This is a genomic window from Ilumatobacter coccineus YM16-304 (assembly GCF_000348785.1).
In the GTDB taxonomy this organism is placed as follows: domain Bacteria; phylum Actinomycetota; class Acidimicrobiia; order Acidimicrobiales; family Ilumatobacteraceae; genus Ilumatobacter_A; species Ilumatobacter_A coccineus.
Genome location: NC_020520.1, coordinates 463,798 through 485,251, shown reverse-complemented (window position 1 = coordinate 485,251; position 21,454 = coordinate 463,798). Strand labels below are relative to the sequence as shown.

Genomic DNA, 21,454 nt, shown 5'->3' with positions numbered 1-21,454 from the left:
GCTTTCCCGGCGCCGGGCGGCGGCGCGTCAGGCGCCGAGTGAGCGGTGGCGTACGGTGGTCGACGTGGACGACCTCGATCTGCGCGCGGTGATCTACCGTCGGTTCGCCTCGACGGGGATGGCGCCGACGCGCGGTGAGTTGGTCGAGCGGATCGGTGATCCCGACGTTGCCGACCGACAACTGCGGCGGCTGCACGATGCGCACGTGATCGTGCTCGACGACCGACCGGAGCGGGCGGGCGAGATTCGCATGGCCCTCCCGTTCTCCGCCGTGCCCACCGAGCATCGGGTGCGCTCGGGCGATCGATCGTGGTGGGCGAACTGCGCGTGGGACTCGCTCGCGATCGCTGCGGCGATCGACGACGACGTGCACATCGAGTCGGTCTGGGCCGATAGCGGCGAGCCGCTGGAGTTCGACGTCGTCGACGACGTCCTCGGTCTCACGGAGGGTCACGTGCACTTCGAGATCGAGGCCCGACACTGGTGGCGCGACATCGTTCGAACTTGACGCACCATCACGTTCCTTCGGTCGAAGGACGTCGGGCCCGCCGTTGGAGACAGTGTTCCGATGAGCGCGATGTGGCCGCTCACGCAGGGGTGGTACGGCGATCGGTTGGCCGAACCGTTCGTCGCCAAGTCGCTCGACGAGTTGCAGGCGCTGCTCACGTCGGCGGGCCTCACCTCGCCGTTCTGGCAACTCCGAGGCGACGACGCCCCGAGCGTGTGATCGGCGGGTGGGCCGTCGTCAGTTGCGGCCGAGCATCCCCTCGCCGACCATGATCGTGGCGGCTTCACGGACGTAGCGCGGGCCGAGATGTGTTCGAATCACCTGCACGGCGTCGTCGGCCGCTCCGACCCCGGCGCGCTGGAGTTCGTCGAGGTCGAGGAACGACGCTTCGATCGCCCGTCCGAGTTCGGTGTGCGCGGCGACGACGTCGTCGCGGTCGGACGGTGCCGGAAGATCGCTCCACGAGCCGAACGTCTGCGCCCGTTCGCGCACCCGATCGGCCGCCGGGCCCGCAGCGTCGCCGAGCGCTGCGGCAGCATCGCGAAGCGTGCGGATCATGTCGTTGTGCTCGTCGACGAGCGAGGCGTCGAACACCGGAAGCGTCTGGCGGAGGCCTTGCAGCAGTGATTGGATCATCTGCGCGCTGGCGTGGGCCTTGGGGTTGTCGAGCGCCGGAATGATCTCGTCGTCGATGGTCATGATGACGCCTTCGAGAATCGAATCGATGGACGGTGACGTGTTCATGCGGGCACTCCCGGGTAGCCGAGCAGACGGCCGATCCCGGGCAACGCCGGGGCGCTCGACTGGATCATGTAGAGATGCACGAGTTCGCGGCTCTCGCCGTCGACCCGGCGCTTGATCGCTTCGTTGACCGGCACCGCGATGTTGGCGCTGCCGAACAGGATGAAGTAGCCGATCTCGGCTTCGGTGATCTCGTAGCCGGTGAGCTTGTTGTAGTAGGCGAGGAACCCGCCTTCATCGGCCGGGTGCGACATGATGTTCGTGTTCGACAGCGTGTCCATCATCGCCATCCATCCGAGATCTTCTCGCGGATCGCCGATTCGGGCGTTCTCCCAGTCGATGAGCGCCGTGACCTTGCCGTCGGCGTACAGGAAGTTGGCCGGGTTGAAGTCGCCGTGGACGACCGAGAGCGGTAGCGGCCTCGGTTTGGTTCGTCGCAGTGTGAGGAATGCGTCGAGGAGGATGCACAGCATCGGGTCGCGGTTGAGGCCGTGGTAGCTCGACAGGTAGTACTCGAAGGTGGAGTCCATGTAGGAGTCCCAGTCGGTGACGTCGATGCCGACGCCACGAGGATCGTCGAGGACGCCGGCAGGGTCGAGGGTCGCGATGTCGCTCTGGTGCAGTTCGACGAGTGATTCGCACAGATGGCGCACCACGTCGTCGACCTGGTCACTGTCGGGTCCGTCGTGGAAGAGATCGGACGTGTGTGAGTTGCCGTCGGCTCGGCGGATGATCATGGCCGGCTCACCGAACACGTCGGGGTCCATCTCGTGGCCGAGGCTCTGGGTGACGGGCACGTTGGTGTTGAGCCGGATCGTCTCGATCAGGTCGTGTTCGACGGCCCGACTCGTGTGGAGGATGGCGACGGAGGCGGGCGGATCCTTGCGGAGAATGAGTGGGTGCCGCTCCTCCGCGCCGGCGGTGTGGATGATCGCGTCGAAGCAATAGGTCTCACGCGAGAATCCGCCCGGAATCGGCCCGAAGTCGACGACGTCGACCTGTTCCGCGTCGGGATGCAACGCCGTCACCATCGCTGCCGCCTGCTCGTCGAGTCTCGCCCCCATGTGACAACCGTAACACCCCCGGACGCTTTGTCTCAGAGACAAACCGTCCGCCCTTCGTCGGAGGGGAACTCTCCCCATTCCGGATTCTCGGCGTCTCCCTCAGTGTGGTGTTCATCACCTCGAGCAACCGGTTCGGGGAACTTCGAAAGGGAATCCGATGAACGACTTCACCACCACCAGCAACCAGAACCACCTCGCCGACAACACCGGCCGCAACATTGCGATCGGCGCCACCACCGCCGCCTTCGTCGCTCTGATCGGCATCGGCTCGGCCGTCGCCCTCGGTGGCAGCAGCAGCGCAGCCTCGGCCGATGTCACCCCGGCCGTCGAAGCTCCGGCGGTGGCCGCACCGGTCGACGCCGCGTCGCCGGTGGTCGCCGAGGCTCCCGCCTCCGACTCCTCGGCCAGCGAGGTTGTGGTGATCGATCCGATCGTGACCCTCGAGGCCGCCCCCGTCGAGATCGATCCGGCGTTGGTCGACACGACCGCCCCTCCCGCCGCCGAGGCGCCGGCACCGGCCGCCGCTCCGACGCAGGTCGACAGCGGACCCTGCCCCACGTACAACGCCACGAACAACCTGCCGCTCCAACTGTGCGACAAGGGCGACTGGGTCTCCGATCTGCAACGCCTGCTGACCCCGTTCGCCGACGTCTCGACCGACGGCTACTTCGGTCCGCAGACCCTGGAGGCCGTGAAGTACATGCAGGGCGTGTGGGGCTTCGAGCAGAACGGCCTCGTCACGCAGGAACTGCTGGACGTCATCGCGAAGATCGATCCGAGCTGCAACGCCGATGGCTCGATGTGCGACGCCGCCGACTGGCACGGCGACGGTGCCGACAACGCCTACGACCCCGTGCTCGACGTCAACGGCGACGGCTGGGTCAGCGACTACGAGCGTGACTTCCCGTTCGACGCCTATTGCGACCACGTCCTGACCGTGGCGAACAGCTCGGCCGGCCAGATCGAGTTCAGCGTGCAGGACATCGACGACTGCATCTCCTGGTTCAGCCACTTCGACGACTGACCCCGCCCCGCCGCCACCAACCGGACGGTTTGTCTCTGAGACAAACCGTCCGGTTTTGCGCGTCCGGGGTCAGGAGCGGATGGTGCGGGCGAGTTCGGCGATGTCGCCGGGGCTGATCTGGCAGCAGCCGCCGATGAGGCGAGCTCCCGCGGCGATCCATTCGGGGACGAGGTCGAGCGAGTACGAGTCGGCTCCGGTCCAGCTGTTGGTGGCGGGATCCCATCGTTCGCCGCGGTTCGGGTACGCGACACCCGGCAGACCGGTCGCTACGACCACCGCGTGGATCGCCGCCAGCACGTCCTCTGGCGCCGAGCAGTTGACACCCGCTGCGACGATCGACGAACTTCCGGCGAGGGTTGCGAACGCCTCGTCGAGCGGCTGACCGGCGCGAGTGCGGCCGTCGGCCACCGTGTACGAGAACCACGCGGGCAGGCCGACCTCGTCGAGGAGCGGGACGAGGACCTCGGCTTCGCGGACGTCGGGGATCGTCTCGACGGCGAAGAGATCCGGTTCGGCCGAGGCAAGCAGCTCGAGGCGCGGCAGGTGGAAGTCACGCAACTCTCCGGCGGAGAGGCCGTAGTCCCCGCGGTACTCGGAGCCGTCGGCGAGCACCGCCCCGTACGGGCCGACCGACGCAGCGACGAGCAGCGGGCGCTCTCCCGGAGTGATCTGGTCTCGGGCCTCCTTGGCAAGCTCGACGCTCGACGCGATGAGCCGCTCGGCCTCCGCTCGTTCGATACCCGCCGCCACGAAGCCGGACACACTCGCCTGATAGCTGGCGGTGATGGCGACGTCGGCACCGGCTTCGAAGTAGGCGGCGTGGGCGGCGACGATCGCCGCGGGGTCGTGACGGAGCAGCCGGGCAGTCCACAGATCGTCGCTCAGGTCGGCGCCACCGACTTCGAGTGCGGTCGAGAGACCGCCATCGAGCACGACGACCGACCCGTCGAAGCTGATCACGTCGGATGTTGCCGATGCAGACTCACGCATCCCCACAGCCTCGCCGACCGACCCAACGATCCCACCGGACGGTTTGTCTCTGAGACAAAGCGTCCGGTTCGCCTGGGTCGCGCTGGCGCTCGACGAGGCCGGGTTCCTCGCGTTCGCGACCGATCATCGCGGCCACGGTCGCACAGGTCAGGACGGACCGACGCGCTCGGTGACTTCGGAGACGCTGGTTTCCGGCGGATTGGTCGCCGACGTGGCGTAGTCCGGCGAAGCGATCGCCGTCGCTCACGAGGGGTTGCCGCTGTTGCTGTTCGGCCAGTCGATGGGATCGTTCGCAGCGCAGGCGGTCATCACCCAGCACTCGCCTTTGTACACGGGCGTGGTGCTGTCGGGATCGACGGTGCTCGACGGTGACGGTGTACCCCGATGCCCGTCACGAGATCCTCAACGAGACCAACCGCGACGAGGTGACCGCCGATCTCGTCGCGTGGCTCATCGGCCACACCCCCGCCTGACGCGAACCGGACACCTTGTCTCAGAGACAAGGTGTCCGGGTAGCGGTCGACCGTCGGGCCGACGGAGGGTTCGGGGTGGTCAGTGGCTGTAGATGTACGAGATCACGGTCTCCATGGCCTGGTCCATGATGCCGGTGGGGTACATCCCCCAGGCGCTCTGCATGCCCTGCAGCGCCAGGTAGGTGTCTTCACCGAAGTAACCGTCGACCGTGTGCGGCGTGCCGTTCCACTGCAGGTCGTGCTGCAGTTGAACGACGAGTTCGCCCTTCGAGCAGGGGAACAACGGCAGCTCCGTGGCCTCGATGTATTCGACGCACGGGAAGTCGGGGCTCGATGCGGGGATCAACTGGTTGACCGCCTCGCCGTTCGTCGGGGCGTAGCTGTCGTCGAACTCGGCGTCGGCGACGTCGTTGGCCGGCGTGGGGTCGACGGGATCGACGGCCGGAGCTTCTTCCACGATCGGCATCGGCGCCGGCGTCTGCTCGACGGCTGGGGCTTCCTCGACGGCCGGGACTTCCTCGACGGCCGACGCTTCCTCGATGGTCGGGGCTTCCTCGACCGCCGGGGCCTGCTCGATGGCCGGCGTCTGCTCAGCGGCTGGGGCCTGCTCGGCGACGGCTGGAACGGCGGGGATCTGGGACTCGGTTGCGGTGGAGCTCTGGGCGCCGCCGCAGGCGGTGAGGGCGACGGCGACGGCAGCGATGCTTCCGGCGAGACGAGCCTTCTTGGTGATGATGTTCTTGGCGGTGGTGTTCTGGTTGATGGTGTTGAGCTTGTTCATTGGATTCCCTTTCGAGGTGCCCCGGACCGGATGTCCGAGGTGTTGAGAACCACAATGAACGACCCCGTCGAATCCCGGAATGGGGAGACTTCCCCTCCCCGCTCCCCTCCGCATTTCACGATCCGGACGGTGCTTCGAACCCGGACGGTTTGTCTCTGAGACAAAGCGTCCGGGTGGGTCAGAGGATGGCGTTGGGGCACTCGATGACGAACTCCGCGGTCGCTCGAGTGTCATCGCCGTTCCGGAAGAACGTGCCGCCGGTCGACGTGATGACGTTGCCGTCGATGGTGACGGTCGGCTTGTTCTGTTGCATCGGGTCGCCGTCGAACCATTGCACTCCCTCAGGCGTGAGGATTTGGATGCGAATGTTGTCGGGCTCGCCAGTGACGAAGATGCGGAAGTTGTCGGGGCCGACGGTGCCGATGTCGATCGTGCCGCCCTGGTTGAAGCAGACCGCCGAGTCGATCGGGTGCTCGCCACCGTCGAAGGTGAGGGTGCCGCCGCCCCCTGCGCCGGTTGCCTGGTTCATGGCATCGGCGAAGTCTTCGAGGTCGTCCTCGAAGCTCTCGTCGGTGTCGCCAGCATCGGCGAAGTCACCGATGCTCGGCCCGTCGTCGCCGCCGCACGCTGCGATTCCCAGGCCGCAGGCTGCGATCGCAGCCACGACTCGTGTCGTCCTCATGGTGGATCTCCTCTGCGCTCGTTGGTGTGTCGCCAACGCTAGATCCGTCGCCAGCCGCGATGAGGCGGATTTGGATGGTCGAGCGGTCGGCGAGGGAGTGATAACTGTCGTTCTGCACTCACGTTTCCCCAACTCTGAGGCACCCCTGTCGTACACTTGTTCGTATGACAGGTTCGTTGATCGCCGGGTGTGTGGAGGAGCTCGACCGGCTCGCCGACCCCACACCCGCGGTCACCGCCGCAACGCGTGGGATGCGCCGCCAGCGCGCCGAGCAGCTCGACGAAGTCCACGCCATCGTCCAGCGCGGCGAGTTCTACACACTCGGCTACCGCTCCGCCACCGACTGGCTCTACCAGACCACCGGCGAAGGAATCGGCCACTGCAAGGTGACGTTGCAGTTGGCTGAACGCATCCAACACATGCCACTCATCAAGACGGCGTTTGCCGCCGGCCGGATTCCCGAAACCAACCTGCGCTCCTTGGCCGACGCCTGGACCCTCGATGTCGCCGACGTGTTCGAACGCGACGAGGCGATGCTGCGGTCATGGGCAGTCGACCTGCCGCACAAAGACTTCCGCTTCGTGCTCGACACCTGGCGCATGCGCGCCGACCCCGACCGAGAAGACAAGACCGCACAAGAACAGTTCGACTCACGCGCTCTGCACCTGTCGAGCCTGCTCGACGGGATGGGACGCCTCGACGGCACCCTCGACCCCGAAGCACTCGCCTTGGTTCGCGAAGCGATTCGCGCGTTGTCGCAGCCGTCGGACGGTGAGACGCGCACGGCGAGCCAACGCCGCGCCGACGCACTCACCGAGATGGCGAGGATCGCACTCGCGAACCTCGAGATCGTTCCCGGCAAGAAGCGACGCAAGCCCAAAGTGATCGCCACCATCGACTACGACGACCTCGCCAACGGCATGGGTGGCGGGGTGATCGACACCGACCACGACACCACCGTCGTCCCCGCCGAAACGATCCGACGGATGGCATGCGACTGCAACGTCCACCGCTACATCACCAACCCATTGGGCACCGTCATCGACTACGGACGCTCCCAACGAGTCGTCACCGACCCACTGTTCGACACCCTGCTCATCCGTGACCACGGATGCCGCTGGCCCGGCTGCTCCATCCCCGCCGGATCGTGCGACGCCCACCACGCACAGCACTGGCTCGACGGCGGTGAAACGAAGCCCGACAACCTGGTATTGCTCTGCTGGTTCCACCACCACCTGCTCCACGAGCAGCACTGGAGTATCGAGCCCCTCGGGGCCGGACACTTCACCTTGAACTCACCACACGGCACGTCGCAGATGCTGCGTCCGCCCGTGGTCGGCCTCGCCCCGCCGACTCGAGCACCGCTGCCCACACAACCGCAGCTCCCCCTGCCCGGCGACGCGAGTTGAGCTCAGATGACCTCACTTCACCCTGCCCACACAGCGAGCCGGTCCTGATCGTCTTGCCCCACCTCCGACGCAACCAGCGTCGCCGGAAGCGCAGCCCCGGTGGCCCAACGCCGCGGGTCGAGTTCGACAGACGTCCCCGCGATCCACCCGTGCGACAGCTGCCCGGTTCAGCCCCGTTTTCCTGGCGCCCGCTCCACCCGCAAGCCCTCGATCGGCCAGCGGCGCGCTACACGGTGACGCGGACGGCAGGATGAGGCGATGACGGCTGCTGCCACCGAGACCTCCACGCTGCGCGACGTGTTGCGGTGGCTCCTGGGCGGCGTGCTGCTCGCCGCAGGCGTCAGCCATCTGACGACGCAGCGGGACGAGTTCCAGGCTCAGGTGCCGGACTGGTTTCCCGTCGGCGACGACCTGGTCGTGATCGTTTCCGGCGTGGTCGAGATCAGTCTCGGGCTCGCGCTGATCGCGCTCCCCCGACACCGGGCGATCGTCGGCACCATCGCCGCCGCCTTCTTCGTCGTCATCTTCCCGGGCAACATCGCGCAATGGGTCGAGGGCACCGATGCGTTCGGTCTCGACACCGACACCAAGCGATTCGCCCGGCTGTTCTTCCAGCCGGTGTTGGTGGCGTGGGCCCTGTTCTCGACCGGCGCGTGGACTTACCTCAGGCGAGTTGCTGCTCGATAGCTGCGCGCAAGACGTGTTCGGGCTGTGCTCCCACGACCCGATCGATCACGTCGCCGTCACGGACGAACAGGAGCATCGGAATGCTCGACGCCGAATAGCGCTGCGCCGTCATCGGTGATTGGTCGACGTCGACCTTCACGACCTTGAGGGCGCCGGCGAAGTCCTTCGACAGCTTCTCGAGGATCGGAGCGACCATCTTGCACGGCCCGCACCAGGGCGCCCAGAGGTCGACGAGCACCAGACGCGACGTGTCGATGGCAGCGGAGAAGTCACCGTCGGTGGCGTCGACGAGCCAGGGCAGATCGGCATGGCACTTGGCGCACGTCGGCTTCCCCGACGAACTCGACGGCACCCGGTTCTTCGCGTGGCACGAGGGACAGGACACGATGTTTCCGGCCATGCACTCAGTGTACGAACGCTCAGACTTCGTCGGCGCGCTCGACGAAGGCGCAGAGGGAGCCGATGAGTTTCATGTCGTCGACCGACTTCGCTCGCGTCGACAGCAGTGACTCGGTGCACACCAGGTAGGCCAAGCAGCGGGCTCGGCTGATGGCGACGTTGAGTCGGTTGCGCGAGAACAGGAAGTCGGCGGCGCGAGACATCTGATCGGACGACGACGTCGCCATCGAGAAGAACACGACGGCCGCCTCGCGGCCCTGGAACTTGTCGACGGTGCCGACGTCGACCTTCGCCAGGCGCTTGTGACTGGAGAACACCTCGTCGATCAGATGCACCTGATCGTTGTAGGGCGCGACGACCATGAAGTCCTTCGGCCGGAGCTTCTCGACGTTGCCGTACTGATCGGTCCACGGCGTGTTCATCAGCCACCGGATCTTCTCGGCGATCAACTGCGCCTCGACCTCCGAGGAGGTGGAGCAGCCATTGTGCGTCGCTCGCAACCAGCGCAGACCGGTGCCGCCGATCTCGGTCGACTGTGCGTCGCACGACGGGTCGACGCCGAGCCGCCCCTCGTAGGTGATGTCGGAGATGAAGCCGCTCACGTCGGAGTGCATCCGCCACGTCGTGTCGAGGAACACGCCGCGGTCGGGTCCGATCGTGGCCTCGCCGTCGAGCAGGTGTGAGAGCGCGCTGGCTCCCGATCCGTTGGGATGCGTCGCCTGCGACACCTGCGGGAGCTGCTGGGGGTCGCCGAGCAGGATCACGCTCGACGCCGAGATCGCCGCCGCCATCGTGTCGGCGAGACCGAGCTGGCCGGCCTCGTCGACCACGAGCACGTCGACCGGTGCATTGCGCATCGCCGTGCTCGCGAAGAGCCACGAGGTGCCGCCGATGATGTCGTACGGACCGTCGGCCACCGATGCGTTGTCGTTGACGTACGAGATCGACTCGACGTGCCCACCGTTGTTCTTGTGCACGGCGCGCAGCCCGTCGAGGTCACCTTCTTCGACGAAGTGTTCGACCACGGCACGCATCAGGTTCTCGATCGCGAGGTGGCTCATCGCCGTCACACCGACGCGCTTGCCACTCTTGACCAGCGCTCGAATCAGCCGGGCGCCCGTGTAGGTCTTGCCGGTTCCGGGCGGCCCCTGCACCGGCACCACCGACACGTCGAGATGCTGCGCCCACTGCGAGATGTCGGCGACATCGGGTGCGAACACGCCCGACGCCGGACCGTGCCCTGCGGTGAACCGCGGCGGTTCGCGGCGCAGCAACGCGTGCGCCGGGGAGTTCGCTGCGCCGGCCAGCATCTGGTCACCGAGGGTCTCCAACGCGTCGAGCTTGGCGCCCTCGTTGAACCACACCCAGTGCACGAGGCTCGTCGGCATCGCACCCGACTCCTGGTGGTCACGCGTCCAGGTCAGGCGCAACTCGCGTGCGTCGTGGTCGATCGCCTCGACCTTGTAGAAGACCCATTCCTGCTCGCTCAGCGCGACGATGAGGTCGGAGCCGCGTCCGATGTCGAGGTCGATCGGCTGCTCCGGGAAGGTGAACACCGCCGCAGGCCACTTACGCTTCTTGCCGCGCGCGTTGAACTGATCTTCGAGCTCTTGGAACTCGAGGTCGACGATCGCGCTGGGCGCCTCGCGACGGTCGGCCACATCGGCGACGGCGAGGCGGTAGACGTCGGCGGCGACGGCCCGCCGCTCACGACGCCAGTAGCCGAGCAGGTCGCCCATGAGATGTTCGGGGGTGCCGGGGCCGAACGCGTGAAGCGCCTCGATCCGCTGGTCGCGTTCCTCGTCGTGCTCGATCACGTCGAGCACGGCCGGGCGCCATGCCGCGTCGGCGGGGCGTTGCGCCACCAGCCAGTCGCGCACGTCGCGGGTGGCGCGCACGTCGTCTTCGTTGTAGTCGGCGATGCGGCGAAGCGTCTCGGGGTCGGCGTCGGTCATCCACCGCTCGTACTCGACGACGGCGCCAGCGCCCTGGTCGATGTCGTGCCCGCGCTCGTATTCGGTGAGCAGTTCGACGTGCTTGAGCCCGTACGACTCGGCGCCGAGCATGATCGATCCGGTCACGATCGGGAACAGGTCGACGAACGCGCCGGTCGCGATGAGTTGTTCGAGCACGAGTTCGCGGACGCCGTGGTCGGTCGTGAGGCGCTGCAGTGAGGTGCGCTCGGTGTGGTTGTAGTGGTACACGTGCATGCCCGGGTACTCGGCTCGGCGGGCGACGATGTGATCGATCAGGGCTGCGGTGGCGGCCGCCTCTTCGTCACGGTCGTGCGCCCAGAACTCGACGAACTCCCAGTCTTCGGGATCGGACGACACGCGCTGGATCAGCCCGAAGAGGAAGAACAGTCCCTCCTCCGGTGACCAGAACGGGTGGCCTTCGAAGTCGAGGAAGATGTCGCCCTCGTCGGGCTCGGGCAGTTCGGCCCAGCCCGATGCGTCGACGAGGGGTTCGAAGACGGGCCGCCCACCCTCGGCACCGCGCGACTCGATCTGGAGTCGGGCCTGGTCGGCGAGCTTGGCGAAGCGATCGGGGTCGACGTCGGCGGGGGCTCGGGTCGCGTTCGCGAGTGCGGCCATCGTGTCGATGTCGGACGCGGCCAGGGCGTCGCGGTCGGCGCGTCGAGCCCCTGCGACGAAGACCAACGAGTCGGCGGCGCGCCACTCGTCGTTGCACACCTGGTGGAATTCGCAGAAATCGCAGTGGCTGCACTTCTCGGCGACCGTCTTCGACGGCTTCTCCAGCGCCCGCCACAGCGCGCCGCGGATGCGGCGCCAGTACGGGTCGACTTCGGCCAGTCGAATCGTCTCGAGGACGCCCGACCCGAGTTCGAGATGGATGTGTTCGCCGCGTGCTCCGGTGAGCGCTTCGACCGCGTCGGCGTAGAAGCAGAGTTGCAGCACATGGCCGGGCTTGGCTTCGGCGCGGGCCAGTTTCGCGTCGACCGCTTCGTAGTGGTCATCGACGCGGATGAGGAAGTCGGCGACGCCACGCACACCGTCGTGGACGAGCGGCATCTGGTAGATGACGTCCCAGCCGTCGGCCATCGGGTTGCCGACGCGGGCCACCCACGCCTCGAAGCTCTCGCCGCGTTCCTGCTCGGGGACTCGGAAGATCGACTTGCCGGCGGCTTCGTAGCGGGCCAGCACGGCGTCTTCGTGCGCCTGGCCTTTGGCCATGAGCATGTTGGCCATCTCGCCGAGGCCGCCACGTTCGAACGTCAACTCGCCCGACTCGACGAGTCGGTGCAACGTGAACGTGTGCGTGCACTCCAGCCATGCAGAGATCTTGGATGGGGAGATGAGGGCGACCACGACACCCAGTGTGCTCAGCGAAATCGCGTTCCGTCGGATCGCGCCGACCGCGCCGAGGTCAGCGGTGGAACTCGACGGCCAGGGCGACCGGCCCGTCGACGACGAGGTGGTGCGGGCGAGCCGGCGGAATCACCTGTGACTCGCCGGCCGACACAGTGCGCACCGCGTCGGGATCATCGTCGAACACGAACCCGACCGACCCCGACGCCACGACGAGGCGACCCCACACGCCGTCGGCGACGAGGTGTGCTTTGCGCAGCGCCGCAGGCACCGTCGTCTCGTCGAACGTCGGCGTCGTTCGTTGCAGGGTCAATCCCTCGGGAAGTTCCATCAGCGCGATGCTCGCACGAATCGTGCGGCGGCAGCAGTGATCGCTGCTGCGGCAAGGCCGACAGCGGCGACCGCAGCGATGTGCTTGGCGACGTCGCCGGACTGCATGCGTTGCTGGTCGCGGTGGAGGATGCGACCGGCCGAGTTCTGGCTGAGGATCGAACCGGCCGACCCGATCGACAGGATCGAGCCAGCGGACCCGATCGACAGGATCGAACCGGTCGAGGCGATCGACAGGATGGAGCCGGTCGAGGCGATGGATGAGATCGACCCGACCGATGCGACCGACATGATCGAGAACGCTGACGCCGTCGAGCGCAGGCTGTTGAACGACATCGCATCATCTTCGCACCCTGGGTGGCAGTGCGTCACGGAGCGTCGACTTCTCGCCTCAAGAGCGGCGGCCGCCGTGCCGATACCGACATCATGGACTCCGAGCCCAGCGGGCATCAGCTTCTGCAGGAGCGGCTCGGTCGCCGCAACGTCGCCATGCAGGTGGTCCGCATGTTCGTCGGGTTGACCGCCGCGTTCGTCGTGGCCCGCAGCCTCGTCGAGCTGTTCTTCGACACCGGCGCGAACTCGAACGGGCGGCTCGCTGCCGAGCTGTCGATCCACCTCGTGCTCTCCCTCGGTGCGCTGACCGTGTCGTCGGTGATCCCGATCCGCAACCGCAACCTGGAGATCGCCGAGATCATCGCCAGCCACCAGCGGCACCTCCAAGCGCACGCCAAGTCGCAGGGTTTCCACCGCGACGTACAGCAGGCCTTCGACATGGCCGAGACGGAAGACGGGCTGTTCGAGATCGCCGGCGACGCGTTGGCGGTCGCTCATGCTGGACCGTCGGAGATCCTCGTGGCCGATTCGAGTCAGTCGCACATCGACCGCAGCACGGTCGGCAACGGGCACGACGCTCCTGGGTGTGGTGTGTCGACTCCCGGCTCGTGCCCGGCGGTGCAACGCGGGCAGACGCTCGACTTCGACGACCCGAACGGTCTGGCCGCGTGTCCGCGGCTGCGCGAGCGGAGCCTTCCCGACGGGGTACGTGCGACGTGCATTCCGATCGCCGTGCTCGGGGCTCCCGCCGCCGTGCTCCACGCGCTGCAGGAGACGCCGGTCGACGACCGTGACCTGAAGATCGCCAAGACCCAACTCGAGGATGCTGCGGTCACGTTCGGGGCCCGGCTCGGAATGATCCGAGCGATGCGGCAGTCGCAGTTGCAGGCCGACACCGATCCGCTCACCGGGCTGCTCAACCGGCGAGCGACCGAGAATCTGGTGCGGGGCCTGCGCCGCGACGACACACCCTTTGCCGTCGCCATGGCCGACCTCGACCACTTCAAGCAGCTGAACGACACCTACGGCCACGACACGGGCGACCGAGCCCTGCGACTGTTCGCGCGTGTGCTGCAGAACACGGTTCGCGAGAGCGACATCGTGTGCCGTCACGGCGGCGAGGAGTTCGTCATCATCCTTCCGGGTGCCACCGTGATCACCGCCGCTCCGGTGCTGCATCGACTTCGCGAGCGGTTGGCCGACGCGCTCGGCACGGCCACCGTCCCGTCGTTCACGACCAGCCTGGGGCTCGCCGATTCGACGACGAGTCACGACTTCCAAGAGATCCTCGATGCCGCCGATCAAGCGCTGATGCGGGCAAAGGCCGAAGGACGCGACCGCCTTGTGGTCGGCGACTCCGCCGCCTACGACACGGCGCCGCTCACCTGAAGCGTCGTCGGGCTTGACACCTGACACGCTCTCCACTTATATACAACCATATGGTTGTAGGTACTGAACTGTCCGACGAGGAGGTCGACCGCGTCTTCCGGGCGCTGGCCGATCGGACGCGGCGCGACATCGTTCGCCGCACCCTCCTCGGCGAGGCCTCGGTGAGCGAGCTCGCCGGCGACTACGACATGAGCTTCGCCGCCGTGCAGAAGCACGTCGGGGTACTCGCCGAGGCCGGCCTCGTCACCAAGCACCCGAACGGGCGCGAACGAATCGTGCGCGCCGCGCCCGACCAGATCGCCCGCGCCCGCCGTCTCCTCACCGAACTCGAACAGCTGTGGCACGCACGCTTCAGCCAACTCGACGCCGTGCTCGCCGAGCCCGACGCCTGACTCAGAAAGAACCCGACATGCCCATCACCTCTGTCACGTCCGACCCCGACGCGCTGACCATGACTCTCGTCGGCGACTACGCCTGCTCGGTCGAACGACTCTGGAACGCGTGGGTCGATCCGCGCCAGATCGAGAAGTTCTGGGGGCCGCCCGAGTGGCCCGCCACGTTCACGCGCCACGACATGGTCGTCGGCGGCCGCTCCGACTACTTCATGACCGGACCCGACGGCGAGACGTCGAGCGGGTACTGGGTGGTCGAGGCGATCGAGCCACAGCGTCGCCTCGTCACGCGCGACGGGTTCACCGGTGACGATGGCGAAGCCAACGATGACATGCCGTCGATGACCATGGAGATGACGTTCGAGAGCACGCCCGACGGCTCGCGCTTCACGTCGGTCACCACGTTCCCGAGCGTCGACGCGATGGAGCAGCTCGTGGCGATGGGCATGGTCGAGGGAGCGACGGCTGCGTTCGGTCAGATGGACGCCGTGCTCGCCGACCTCGCTTCGTTCGCCGCCGGCTCGCTCGATCTCACCGAACTCGACGACACCCGAGTGCGTGCGAGTCGGGTCATTCGCGGCACGGTCGAGCAGGTGTGGCAGGCGCACCACGACGCGGCGCTGATCCGTCAGTGGATGCTCGGCCCCGATGGTTGGACGATGCCGGTGTGCGAGCCGGCGGTCGAGGTCGGCGACTCCTATCGCTATGGCTGGGAGTCGGACGACGGCGAGAACGCCTTCGGATTCGAAGGGACACTGCTCGAGGCCGACCCGCCGCAGCGATCGGTCACCACCGAGCGCATGGCCGGCACCGACGGGCCCTCGACGCGCAATGAGATGACACTGCACCCTGTCGACGGCGGCACGTTGCTCACCGTGGTCATCACGTACCCGACGAAGGAGCTGCGCGATCAGATCCTCGCCACCGGGATGGCCGACGGGATCGAGACGTCGTACGCACGCCTCGAAGCGATCATCGCTCCCTGATACTCTTGGCGTCGGCGAGATGCTTCGCCAGACCTTCGCACCGGCGCTCGCACCACCGGCTCATGGAGGCAAAGGGCACCTCGAGTGCTCGGCATCGGGTCGACCATCTGATCGGTCGCGCCGAGTGGCTGGGACGTGCGAGGTCCGCTGCGGCGGCGCGCTGAAAGCAGACATCATGACCTCCAACGCCTCCTTCAAGAAGCGCATCCGCGCTCGTATGGCCAAGACCGGCGAGCGCTACGGCGCGGCCCGGCGCGTCCTCATCGAGCAGGCCGCATCGTCCGGCTCCCGCAAGCGGGTGTGGGTGACGCCACCCGAGCAGTCCGGCGAGTCGGTGCGGGAGCACACCGGCAAGGGCTGGGACGAGTGGTGCGATCTGATCGAATCGTGGCCCGAAGCCGACCAGGGTCACGCCGCTGTCGCCGCCCGCGTGCTGGCGGAGTTCGACGTGACCGGGTGGTGGGGGCAGGGCATCACCGTCGGCTGGGAACGCATCACGGGCCGGCGACTCGTCAACCAGATGGCGGACGGCACGTTCACCGCAGCGGTGTCACGGACCATCACCATCGACGCCGATGCGTTGCGAGCCATGCTCTACGACGATGCCGATCGCGCCGATCTGTTCGGCGGCATGGCGTCGGAGATGCGGTCACGACCCGGCGTGAAGATGCCTCGCATCCGGCTCGACGTCGGCACCGTCGGCATCGCCATCGAGGAGAAGGCCAACGGCCGAGCCACCGTCACCGTGTCACACGAGAAGCTCACCGAGCCAGCCGACGTCGATCAGTGGAAGCCCTTCTGGACCGAATGGCTCGAAGCCCTCGACGACGGCTGACCGAGCGTCCCCTCCCGCGAGTATTCGAGCGCACCGCTCGCGAGACCCATCTAGGGTTTGCGCGATGCGCCGTTCACATCGAGGTCCAGCCGTCGTGGTGTCGCTTACCCTCGCCCTCGTGGCGTGCGGTGGGAGTGATTCCGAAACGGAACCAGCAGATCCGGAAATGGAGGCGTCGGCCGAGCCGGTAGAAGCGGAACCAGAGGCCGAAGACAGCGGGGCCGGGGACGCCAATCTCGGAACCGCCACGATCACCGTCGAGCCGGAGGGCCGGACCTTCGACGTCACCGGTGAGTGCGAGCTGGCTCGGATGGGCTTCGAAGAAGGCGCTGTCGATGACGCTGCGTCTCCGGGTGTGTCGGTGTCGATCGCCTTCGACAACGCGACCACCGAACCCGAGGCCCAGTTTCCGTTCAACATGACCGCGGTGACCTCGGTGACCGACGACGGTACGTTCCCGGTGCGCAGTCGCGGTGGCCTCGACAACACGTCGGTGATGTTCACCGGCGTCGGGTCGGCCGAGGTGATCGAAGCGGACGGCGTGTACGGCATCGTGCGCTTCGTACTCACCCTCACGCAGGATGGGCCGATCACCGATCGCACCGGCCCTCCGGTGTTCGACGACCAGCCTGCCGAGCGCACCATCACCGGCGACATCCCCTGCACCATCGGCATCCGCTGAGCAGCGGTTCGGCTACAGCAGGGAGCCGACGACGTCGACGACGATGTGGCTGCTGATCGGACCGGTCCGGATTCTGATCTTGCCGTCTTGCATCGCGGTGATGACGTTGTTGCCGACGTCTTGGCCGGGTTCGGTCGAGTTGACCGACGCGTTGCCGGGCCACTCGATGCCGTCGCGGAACACCGCGAGGTAGCCGCGACCAGTGACCTGCACGGCGGTCACGTTGATCACGGCCGCGGTTGCTGCCGCCTCGACGTACGACGACAGGTCGACGACCACTTCCGCGTTCGGCCCGATCTTGCCGGTCGTGCGGGTGTCGAGCGCTCTGGGGTCGGCACCCGTGTAGGGCACGTACGCGGGCGTCGGCTCGGCGGCCATCGCGGCCGGAGGCGCGTATCCGACGGTCATGCCGTACACGGAGTCACCGACGCTGCAGAAGGCGCGGACCGTGTAGGTGCCATCGTGCTCGAGAAGCGCGTCGACATCGAGAGTCTGCGTCTTGGCGCCACCGCCTCCATCGAGGGTGGTGGGGGTGGTCACGTTCGCGATGGTCCCGGTGAGCGTTCGGCGCGCGATCGAGATGACCGGCGTGCCCTGGTAGCCGATGTTGAGCTGCCTGACCGACGATCCGATCGGAATCGTGAGCGGCGCATCGAGGTAGTTCGGTGCCGGCTGTGGCTGCATGCCGGTGAGCTCCTGATACAGCCGATAGGTGGTCGATGCGGTGTCAGCGACGTGGAACGCGAAGGCGTCGAGGGTGATGTACGACAATCCGTCGACCGGCGGCGAGACCGCGTGGTGCAGTGCGGCCGGGCCGGCGCTGACGGCCTCGCCGCGGGCCAGCGCAGCCAGGCTCGCGCCGCTCAACACCGCCGCCGCGCCGAGCACCGATCGCCTGGAGAGCCCCGCGTTCGATGCGGAGTCTGGCAGCGGCACCTCGTGGTTGTTCTTCGCATCGTTCGTCATGCAACGCTCCTTCTCACTCGGGATATCGGACGCGCGCGAACGTACACCTCTCACGATGACCCGATCTCCGATATTCGCGTGCCGCCATCTCTGGCATGGCACGACGCGCGGACGACTCCGGCACCTCGTTTGACGAGCTGCGCACCTCCCTCTGCGACCTCCCCACCACCCTCGACGACGCACAGATCTCCGACGGCCACGATCTGCACGTTCACTCGCGCCGTGCGGCCCGGGTCGCGGTCTCCACCCCGCCCCGAGATCAGAAGCGCCTGACATCATGGTTGACGATCGAACACCTGTTCGATACAATGTCATCATGACTCCGATCACCATCGGGAGGCGGGCGGCCGGTGTGGCTGCGGTGCTCGCTGATGCGAATGCCGAGCGCGAGCACGTCGCTTCGGCGTTGATCGATGTGCGTTCGATTCGGGCGTGGGCCGATGCACAGGAAGCCGGCTTGATCGCCCAGCTGTCACGGGTCGATTCGTTTCCCGAGGCGACCATTGCCGACACCAATCGCTGCTCGGTCGGTGCGGCCACCAAGACCAAAGAGCGATCCGACACCTTGGCCGCCACGCCCACGCTCGCCGATGCGCTCGCCGAGGGTGCGATCACCGCCGGTCACGTCGATGCGGTGACGCGTGGGTCGAAGCGGCTTGACGACGAGCAGCGCGCCGAGTTCTTGGACCGTGCTGATCAGCTCGCGGGTGTTGCCGAGCACGGCACGATCGAGCAGTTCGGCAAGCGGCTCGACCTGGAGATCAAGAAGCTGCAGTCCGACGACGGCGACGACCGGCTCACCCGCCAGAAGAAGAACACTCGACTGTCGACATGGATCGACCTCGACGGCATGTGGAACATCCGCGGCAAGTTCGACCCCGTCACCGGACTCCGCCTCGCCAACAAACTCGACGCTGCCACCCAATCCTTGTTCGCTGAGCGGGTGCCAGAGCACTGCCCGACCGACCCGGTCGAGAAGAACAAGTTCCTCGCCGCCCACGCACTCGCACACCTCGTCGACGGCAAGGCCGGCCACGCCGCGAGCGGCCGGCCCGAGTTCGTTGCGGTCATCGACGCCGATGCGCCTCCGTCCGCTGCCGGGCCTGCGGTCGAGTTCAACATCCCCGTCGAACTCCCAGCACGGGTGCTTGCCGACCTCGCCGCGAGCGCCGATGTGATCGGCATCGTCGTTCGCAACGGCGTTGTGCTCCACGCGCCAGGCAATCTGAATCTCGGTCGTTCGACTCGGCTCGCGAACCGGGCGCAGCGTCGAGCGCTACGAGCCCTGTACGGGTCGTGTGCCATTCCCGGCTGCACCACCAACTACGACCGCTGCAAACTCCACCACGTCGTGTGGTGGCGCAACGGGGGCCGCACCGATCTCGACAACTTGCTTCCCGTGTGCGCTGTGCACCACACCAAGATCCACAACGACGACTGGATCATCGAACTCGGACCGAACCGCGAGCTCACACTCACCCTCCCCGACGGTCGCATCCGCTGCACCGGCCCGCCAGGCCGACAAACCGCCGCCTGATCCGCAGCGGGTCGGGCACGCCAGCCACCCCCATTCAAGTGACGTCACACACGTGCCGAAACACTGCGAGTGGCACAGTTCCGTCCGTCTCTCGATGAGCTCAATCATCTCGTCACGCCGCTGAACGACGGCGAACGTGAGACCGCGCGGGCGCTCGAGACGCTCGATGACGGTTGGACCGTCTACATCCAACCGCGTGTCGGCCCCGACCTTCCCGACTTCATCGCCGTCCACGACCGCTTCGGTGTGTGCGCGATCGAGGTCAAGGACTGGCGTCCGACGTTGTACCGACAACGAGACGACGGCGTCATCGAACACCGATCCCACGCCGGTGGCTGGACCGCGTGCGCGGAGCAGCCGCGGTATCAGGCATACCGCTACCGCACCAGCATCTTCGACAACCACTTCGCCACCCCCGACCAAGGGCAACACCCGACCGAGGCCGTGCGGGCCGTCGTCGTCTTTCCGCAGATGTCGAACGAGCAAGCACGCAAGCTCGTCGAACAGCCGTCGGTGACCGACGACGAGCACGGTGTCGCCGTGTGGGGCGGCGACGGTCTTCGCCAATCGATCGACCGGATCGTCCGTGGTCGCGGATGCACCACTCCCGTGTCGTCGTCATTGGCCCGATTGCGGCGCAGCCTGGCAGAGTCGTCGATCCTGACCGAACTTCGCCAACCAGCGCGACTCTCGCCGGACGCGGCCAACATCGAGCGCAACCCGTCCAACGCGCGAATCCGCCGGGTGCGAGGAGCGGCTGGATCGGGCAAGTCGTTCGGGCTCGCGGCGCGAGCGGCACGGCTCGCAGCCGACGGCAAGCAGGTCCTCGTGCTCAGCTTCAACGTCACGCTCACCAACTACCTCCGGACACTGGTCAACGCTCGCTGCCGGGAGTACGGAGCGAACCCGACACGGGTCACCTGCGTGAGCTTCCATTCGCTTTGTCGACGCATCGTCGACGATGCGGAGCGCACCGGTGTGCTGACGATGCGCCACCCCGACGTGGAGTGGTTCGACGAGATCGTCCTCCGCGCTCGCGAGGCGTGCGAACTCGGACACGCTCCTCGCTTCGACGCGGTACTCATCGACGAAGGCCAGGATTTCACGCTCGACTGGTGGAACCTCCTTCGTGAGCACGTCGTCGTCGACGACGGCGAGATGCTGCTCGTCGCCGACCCCACACAAGACGTGTACGAGAAGCGGTCGTGGACCGACGAGGATCAGATGCTCGGTGCTGGGTTCTCGGGACGCTGGACCAAGCTGTCCGGGTCGTACCGCATGCCCAGCGACCTCACCCCGATCGCCAACGCCTTCGCTGAGCGGTTCCTCCCAGGCGAGAAGCTCTCGGGAACGTGTCCCGAGGAAGACGTGGCCGACGAAGGCACCTCGCACTCACGATCGATTCGCCGCTGGCGCAACATCGACCGCCCGAGTGATCTCGGGACGGAGGTCGGCCGTGAGGTCATTCGACTCCTCGAAACGAACAAAGGGCTCGTTCTCTCCGACATCGCGTTCCTGCTCGAGAGCCATGACGACGGAATCCGTGCGGTCCACGAGATCGAGGCTGCCGGCTACCGGGTGAATCACGCCTTCGGCCGGACCAAGGCTGAGCGCGGGCGTCGGAAGCATCGCTTCTGGCCTGATGCCGATGGCATCAAAGGCTGCACGATCCACAGCTTCAAGGGCTGGGAGACCCCGACCCTCGTCATGGGCATCGGTGTGTCCATCGGCGCTCGCCGACTCGCCTACGTGTCGATGACCAGAGCCAAAGGCAACTGGACCGGGGCCCACTCGTACGTCTCGGTGGTCAACGCCGACCTCGGCATCGCGCCGTTCCAGTCGACCTTCGAGAAATGGGCGGCCCCTGTCGTCACCAGGCTCGAAGCACCGGCGATCGCCTGACGGCGAGACCGGCCG

At 66.9% G+C, this 21,454-nt stretch carries 23 protein-coding genes and 1 pseudogene; 14 read left to right on the top strand and 10 right to left on the bottom strand.

What is annotated here, in order from left to right; all coding sequences use genetic code 11:
- Positions 1 to 64: 64 nt before the first annotated feature.
- A complete protein-coding gene (gene merB, locus YM304_RS25495) occupies positions 65 to 508 on the top strand; it encodes an organomercurial lyase (RefSeq protein WP_051071272.1) in 444 nt (147 codons plus the stop codon).
- Between the two features lie 60 nt (positions 509 to 568).
- Positions 569 to 727: a hypothetical protein gene (locus YM304_RS24500; RefSeq protein ID WP_015440005.1), complete on the top strand. Its 159-nt coding sequence runs from the start codon at positions 569 to 571 to the stop codon at positions 725 to 727.
- A gap of 18 nt (positions 728 to 745) precedes the next feature.
- Here the strand turns inward: YM304_RS24500 and YM304_RS02245 are convergent, their stop codons facing one another.
- The gene (locus YM304_RS02245; protein WP_015440004.1) at positions 746 to 1,252 is read right to left on the bottom strand and encodes a hypothetical protein; all 507 of its coding nucleotides are present in this window, start codon (positions 1,250 to 1,252) and stop codon (positions 746 to 748) included.
- Entirely contained in the window at positions 1,249 to 2,313 is a 1,065-nt protein-coding gene (locus YM304_RS02240; protein ID WP_015440003.1) for a phosphotransferase family protein, read from the bottom strand. The genes YM304_RS02245 and YM304_RS02240 overlap by 4 nt, the downstream gene beginning before the upstream one ends.
- A 157-nt stretch (positions 2,314 to 2,470) precedes the next feature.
- Between YM304_RS02240 and YM304_RS02235 the strand changes: the two genes are divergently transcribed.
- A complete protein-coding gene (locus tag YM304_RS02235) occupies positions 2,471 to 3,337 on the top strand; it encodes a peptidoglycan-binding domain-containing protein (RefSeq protein ID WP_015440002.1) in 867 nt (288 codons plus the stop codon).
- Positions 3,338 to 3,406: 69 nt separating this feature from the next.
- On the opposite strand, the gene mmuM is transcribed toward YM304_RS02235, so the two are convergent.
- Positions 3,407 to 4,327, bottom strand: a complete 921-nt coding sequence (gene mmuM, locus YM304_RS02230) for a homocysteine S-methyltransferase (RefSeq protein ID WP_051071271.1) — start codon at positions 4,325 to 4,327, stop codon at positions 3,407 to 3,409.
- Between the two features lie 280 nt (positions 4,328 to 4,607).
- Here mmuM and YM304_RS25725 point away from each other — a divergent pair.
- Positions 4,608 to 4,679: pseudogene (locus YM304_RS25725) on the top strand (hypothetical protein); the annotation flags it as partial.
- A 200-nt stretch (positions 4,680 to 4,879) separates the two neighbouring features.
- Here YM304_RS25725 and YM304_RS02225 read toward each other — a convergent pair.
- Positions 4,880 to 5,581: a peptidoglycan-binding domain-containing protein gene (locus YM304_RS02225; RefSeq protein ID WP_015439998.1), complete on the bottom strand. Its 702-nt coding sequence runs from the start codon at positions 5,579 to 5,581 to the stop codon at positions 4,880 to 4,882.
- Between the two features lie 178 nt (positions 5,582 to 5,759).
- Positions 5,760 to 6,263 carry a lipoprotein LpqH gene (locus YM304_RS02220; RefSeq protein ID WP_015439997.1) on the bottom strand — a complete coding sequence of 168 codons (504 nt, stop codon included), beginning with the start codon at positions 6,261 to 6,263 and terminating at the stop codon, positions 5,760 to 5,762.
- 164 nt (positions 6,264 to 6,427) lie between these two features.
- On the opposite strand from YM304_RS02220, the gene YM304_RS21780 reads away from it, so the two are divergent.
- Complete coding sequence (locus tag YM304_RS21780) at positions 6,428 to 7,672, top strand: HNH endonuclease signature motif containing protein (RefSeq protein WP_015439996.1); 1,245 nt, start codon at positions 6,428 to 6,430, stop codon at positions 7,670 to 7,672.
- Positions 7,673 to 7,930: 258 nt separating this feature from the next.
- Positions 7,931 to 8,359, top strand: coding sequence for a DoxX family protein (locus YM304_RS02210; protein WP_015439995.1), 429 nt, complete (start codon positions 7,931 to 7,933; stop codon positions 8,357 to 8,359).
- Here YM304_RS02210 and trxA read toward each other — a convergent pair.
- Genes trxA through YM304_RS25340 form a run of 4 tightly spaced genes read right to left on the bottom strand, consistent with a single transcriptional unit; the run spans position 8,337 to position 12,753 of the window.
- Complete coding sequence (gene trxA / locus YM304_RS02205; protein WP_015439994.1) at positions 8,337 to 8,759, bottom strand: thioredoxin; 423 nt, start codon at positions 8,757 to 8,759, stop codon at positions 8,337 to 8,339. The genes YM304_RS02210 and trxA overlap by 23 nt on opposite strands.
- A 19-nt stretch (positions 8,760 to 8,778) precedes the next feature.
- Positions 8,779 to 12,087, bottom strand: a complete 3,309-nt coding sequence (locus YM304_RS02200) for a TM0106 family RecB-like putative nuclease (RefSeq protein WP_015439993.1) — start codon at positions 12,085 to 12,087, stop codon at positions 8,779 to 8,781.
- Positions 12,088 to 12,145: 58 nt separating this feature from the next.
- Positions 12,146 to 12,418 carry a DUF1971 domain-containing protein gene (locus YM304_RS02195; RefSeq protein ID WP_015439992.1) on the bottom strand — a complete coding sequence of 91 codons (273 nt, stop codon included), beginning with the start codon at positions 12,416 to 12,418 and terminating at the stop codon, positions 12,146 to 12,148.
- On the bottom strand, positions 12,418 to 12,753 hold the full coding sequence (locus YM304_RS25340) for a hypothetical protein (protein WP_070105276.1): 336 nt from the start codon (positions 12,751 to 12,753) through the stop codon (positions 12,418 to 12,420). The genes YM304_RS02195 and YM304_RS25340 overlap by 1 nt, the downstream gene beginning before the upstream one ends.
- Positions 12,754 to 12,843: 90 nt before the next feature.
- On the opposite strand from YM304_RS25340, the gene YM304_RS21775 reads away from it, so the two are divergent.
- The 5 genes from YM304_RS21775 (at position 12,844) to YM304_RS02165 (ending at position 17,034) form a co-directional block, all read left to right on the top strand.
- The gene (locus YM304_RS21775; protein WP_051071269.1) at positions 12,844 to 14,139 is read left to right on the top strand and encodes a GGDEF domain-containing protein; all 1,296 of its coding nucleotides are present in this window, start codon (positions 12,844 to 12,846) and stop codon (positions 14,137 to 14,139) included.
- 50 nt (positions 14,140 to 14,189) lie between these two features.
- Entirely contained in the window at positions 14,190 to 14,531 is a 342-nt protein-coding gene (locus YM304_RS02180) for an ArsR/SmtB family transcription factor (protein WP_015439989.1), read from the top strand.
- Positions 14,532 to 14,548: 17 nt separating this feature from the next.
- Complete coding sequence (locus tag YM304_RS02175) at positions 14,549 to 15,517, top strand: SRPBCC family protein (RefSeq protein WP_015439988.1); 969 nt, start codon at positions 14,549 to 14,551, stop codon at positions 15,515 to 15,517.
- A gap of 175 nt (positions 15,518 to 15,692) precedes the next feature.
- Positions 15,693 to 16,352, top strand: coding sequence for a hypothetical protein (locus YM304_RS02170; protein ID WP_154723271.1), 660 nt, complete (start codon positions 15,693 to 15,695; stop codon positions 16,350 to 16,352).
- A gap of 166 nt (positions 16,353 to 16,518) precedes the next feature.
- Complete coding sequence (locus tag YM304_RS02165; RefSeq protein WP_041297914.1) at positions 16,519 to 17,034, top strand: hypothetical protein; 516 nt, start codon at positions 16,519 to 16,521, stop codon at positions 17,032 to 17,034.
- Between the two features lie 12 nt (positions 17,035 to 17,046).
- Here the strand turns inward: YM304_RS02165 and YM304_RS02160 are convergent, their stop codons facing one another.
- Positions 17,047 to 18,000: a hypothetical protein gene (locus tag YM304_RS02160; protein ID WP_015439985.1), complete on the bottom strand. Its 954-nt coding sequence runs from the start codon at positions 17,998 to 18,000 to the stop codon at positions 17,047 to 17,049.
- Positions 18,001 to 18,095: 95 nt separating this feature from the next.
- Between YM304_RS02160 and YM304_RS02155 the strand changes: the two genes are divergently transcribed.
- The 3 genes from YM304_RS02155 (at position 18,096) to YM304_RS02145 (ending at position 21,439) form a co-directional block, all read left to right on the top strand.
- The gene (locus tag YM304_RS02155) at positions 18,096 to 18,320 is read left to right on the top strand and encodes a hypothetical protein (protein ID WP_015439984.1); all 225 of its coding nucleotides are present in this window, start codon (positions 18,096 to 18,098) and stop codon (positions 18,318 to 18,320) included.
- Positions 18,317 to 19,537 carry an HNH endonuclease signature motif containing protein gene (locus YM304_RS02150; protein ID WP_015439983.1) on the top strand — a complete coding sequence of 407 codons (1,221 nt, stop codon included), beginning with the start codon at positions 18,317 to 18,319 and terminating at the stop codon, positions 19,535 to 19,537. Before YM304_RS02155 ends, YM304_RS02150 begins: the two co-directional genes overlap by 4 nt.
- A gap of 69 nt (positions 19,538 to 19,606) precedes the next feature.
- Complete coding sequence (locus YM304_RS02145) at positions 19,607 to 21,439, top strand: nuclease-related domain-containing DEAD/DEAH box helicase (protein ID WP_015439982.1); 1,833 nt, start codon at positions 19,607 to 19,609, stop codon at positions 21,437 to 21,439.
- Positions 21,440 to 21,454 lie beyond the last annotated feature (15 nt).

Coding starts and splice junctions, on each gene's coding strand:
- YM304_RS21780 (WP_015439996.1), top strand. CDS start 6,428: ATGACAGGTTCGTTGATCGCCGGGTGTGTGGAGGAGCTCGACCGGCTC.
- YM304_RS02165 (WP_041297914.1), top strand. CDS start 16,519: ATGGAGGCGTCGGCCGAGCCGGTAGAAGCGGAACCAGAGGCCGAAGAC.
- YM304_RS02155 (WP_015439984.1), top strand. CDS start 18,096: ATGGCACGACGCGCGGACGACTCCGGCACCTCGTTTGACGAGCTGCGC.
- YM304_RS24500 (WP_015440005.1), top strand. CDS start 569: ATGAGCGCGATGTGGCCGCTCACGCAGGGGTGGTACGGCGATCGGTTG.
- mmuM (WP_051071271.1), bottom strand. CDS start 4,327: ATGCGTGAGTCTGCATCGGCAACATCCGACGTGATCAGCTTCGACGGG.
- YM304_RS02225 (WP_015439998.1), bottom strand. CDS start 5,581: ATGAACAAGCTCAACACCATCAACCAGAACACCACCGCCAAGAACATC.
- YM304_RS25340 (WP_070105276.1), bottom strand. CDS start 12,753: ATGTCGTTCAACAGCCTGCGCTCGACGGCGTCAGCGTTCTCGATCATG.
- YM304_RS02180 (WP_015439989.1), top strand. CDS start 14,190: ATGGTTGTAGGTACTGAACTGTCCGACGAGGAGGTCGACCGCGTCTTC.
- YM304_RS02220 (WP_015439997.1), bottom strand. CDS start 6,263: ATGAGGACGACACGAGTCGTGGCTGCGATCGCAGCCTGCGGCCTGGGA.
- YM304_RS02240 (WP_015440003.1), bottom strand. CDS start 2,313: ATGGGGGCGAGACTCGACGAGCAGGCGGCAGCGATGGTGACGGCGTTG.
- YM304_RS02195 (WP_015439992.1), bottom strand. CDS start 12,418: ATGGAACTTCCCGAGGGATTGACCCTGCAACGAACGACGCCGACGTTC.
- YM304_RS02170 (WP_154723271.1), top strand. CDS start 15,693: ATGACCTCCAACGCCTCCTTCAAGAAGCGCATCCGCGCTCGTATGGCC.
- YM304_RS02235 (WP_015440002.1), top strand. CDS start 2,471: ATGAACGACTTCACCACCACCAGCAACCAGAACCACCTCGCCGACAAC.
- YM304_RS02175 (WP_015439988.1), top strand. CDS start 14,549: ATGCCCATCACCTCTGTCACGTCCGACCCCGACGCGCTGACCATGACT.
- YM304_RS02210 (WP_015439995.1), top strand. CDS start 7,931: ATGACGGCTGCTGCCACCGAGACCTCCACGCTGCGCGACGTGTTGCGG.
- trxA (WP_015439994.1), bottom strand. CDS start 8,759: ATGGCCGGAAACATCGTGTCCTGTCCCTCGTGCCACGCGAAGAACCGG.
- YM304_RS02160 (WP_015439985.1), bottom strand. CDS start 18,000: ATGACGAACGATGCGAAGAACAACCACGAGGTGCCGCTGCCAGACTCC.
- YM304_RS02150 (WP_015439983.1), top strand. CDS start 18,317: ATGACTCCGATCACCATCGGGAGGCGGGCGGCCGGTGTGGCTGCGGTG.
- YM304_RS21775 (WP_051071269.1), top strand. CDS start 12,844: ATGGACTCCGAGCCCAGCGGGCATCAGCTTCTGCAGGAGCGGCTCGGT.
- YM304_RS02245 (WP_015440004.1), bottom strand. CDS start 1,252: ATGAACACGTCACCGTCCATCGATTCGATTCTCGAAGGCGTCATCATG.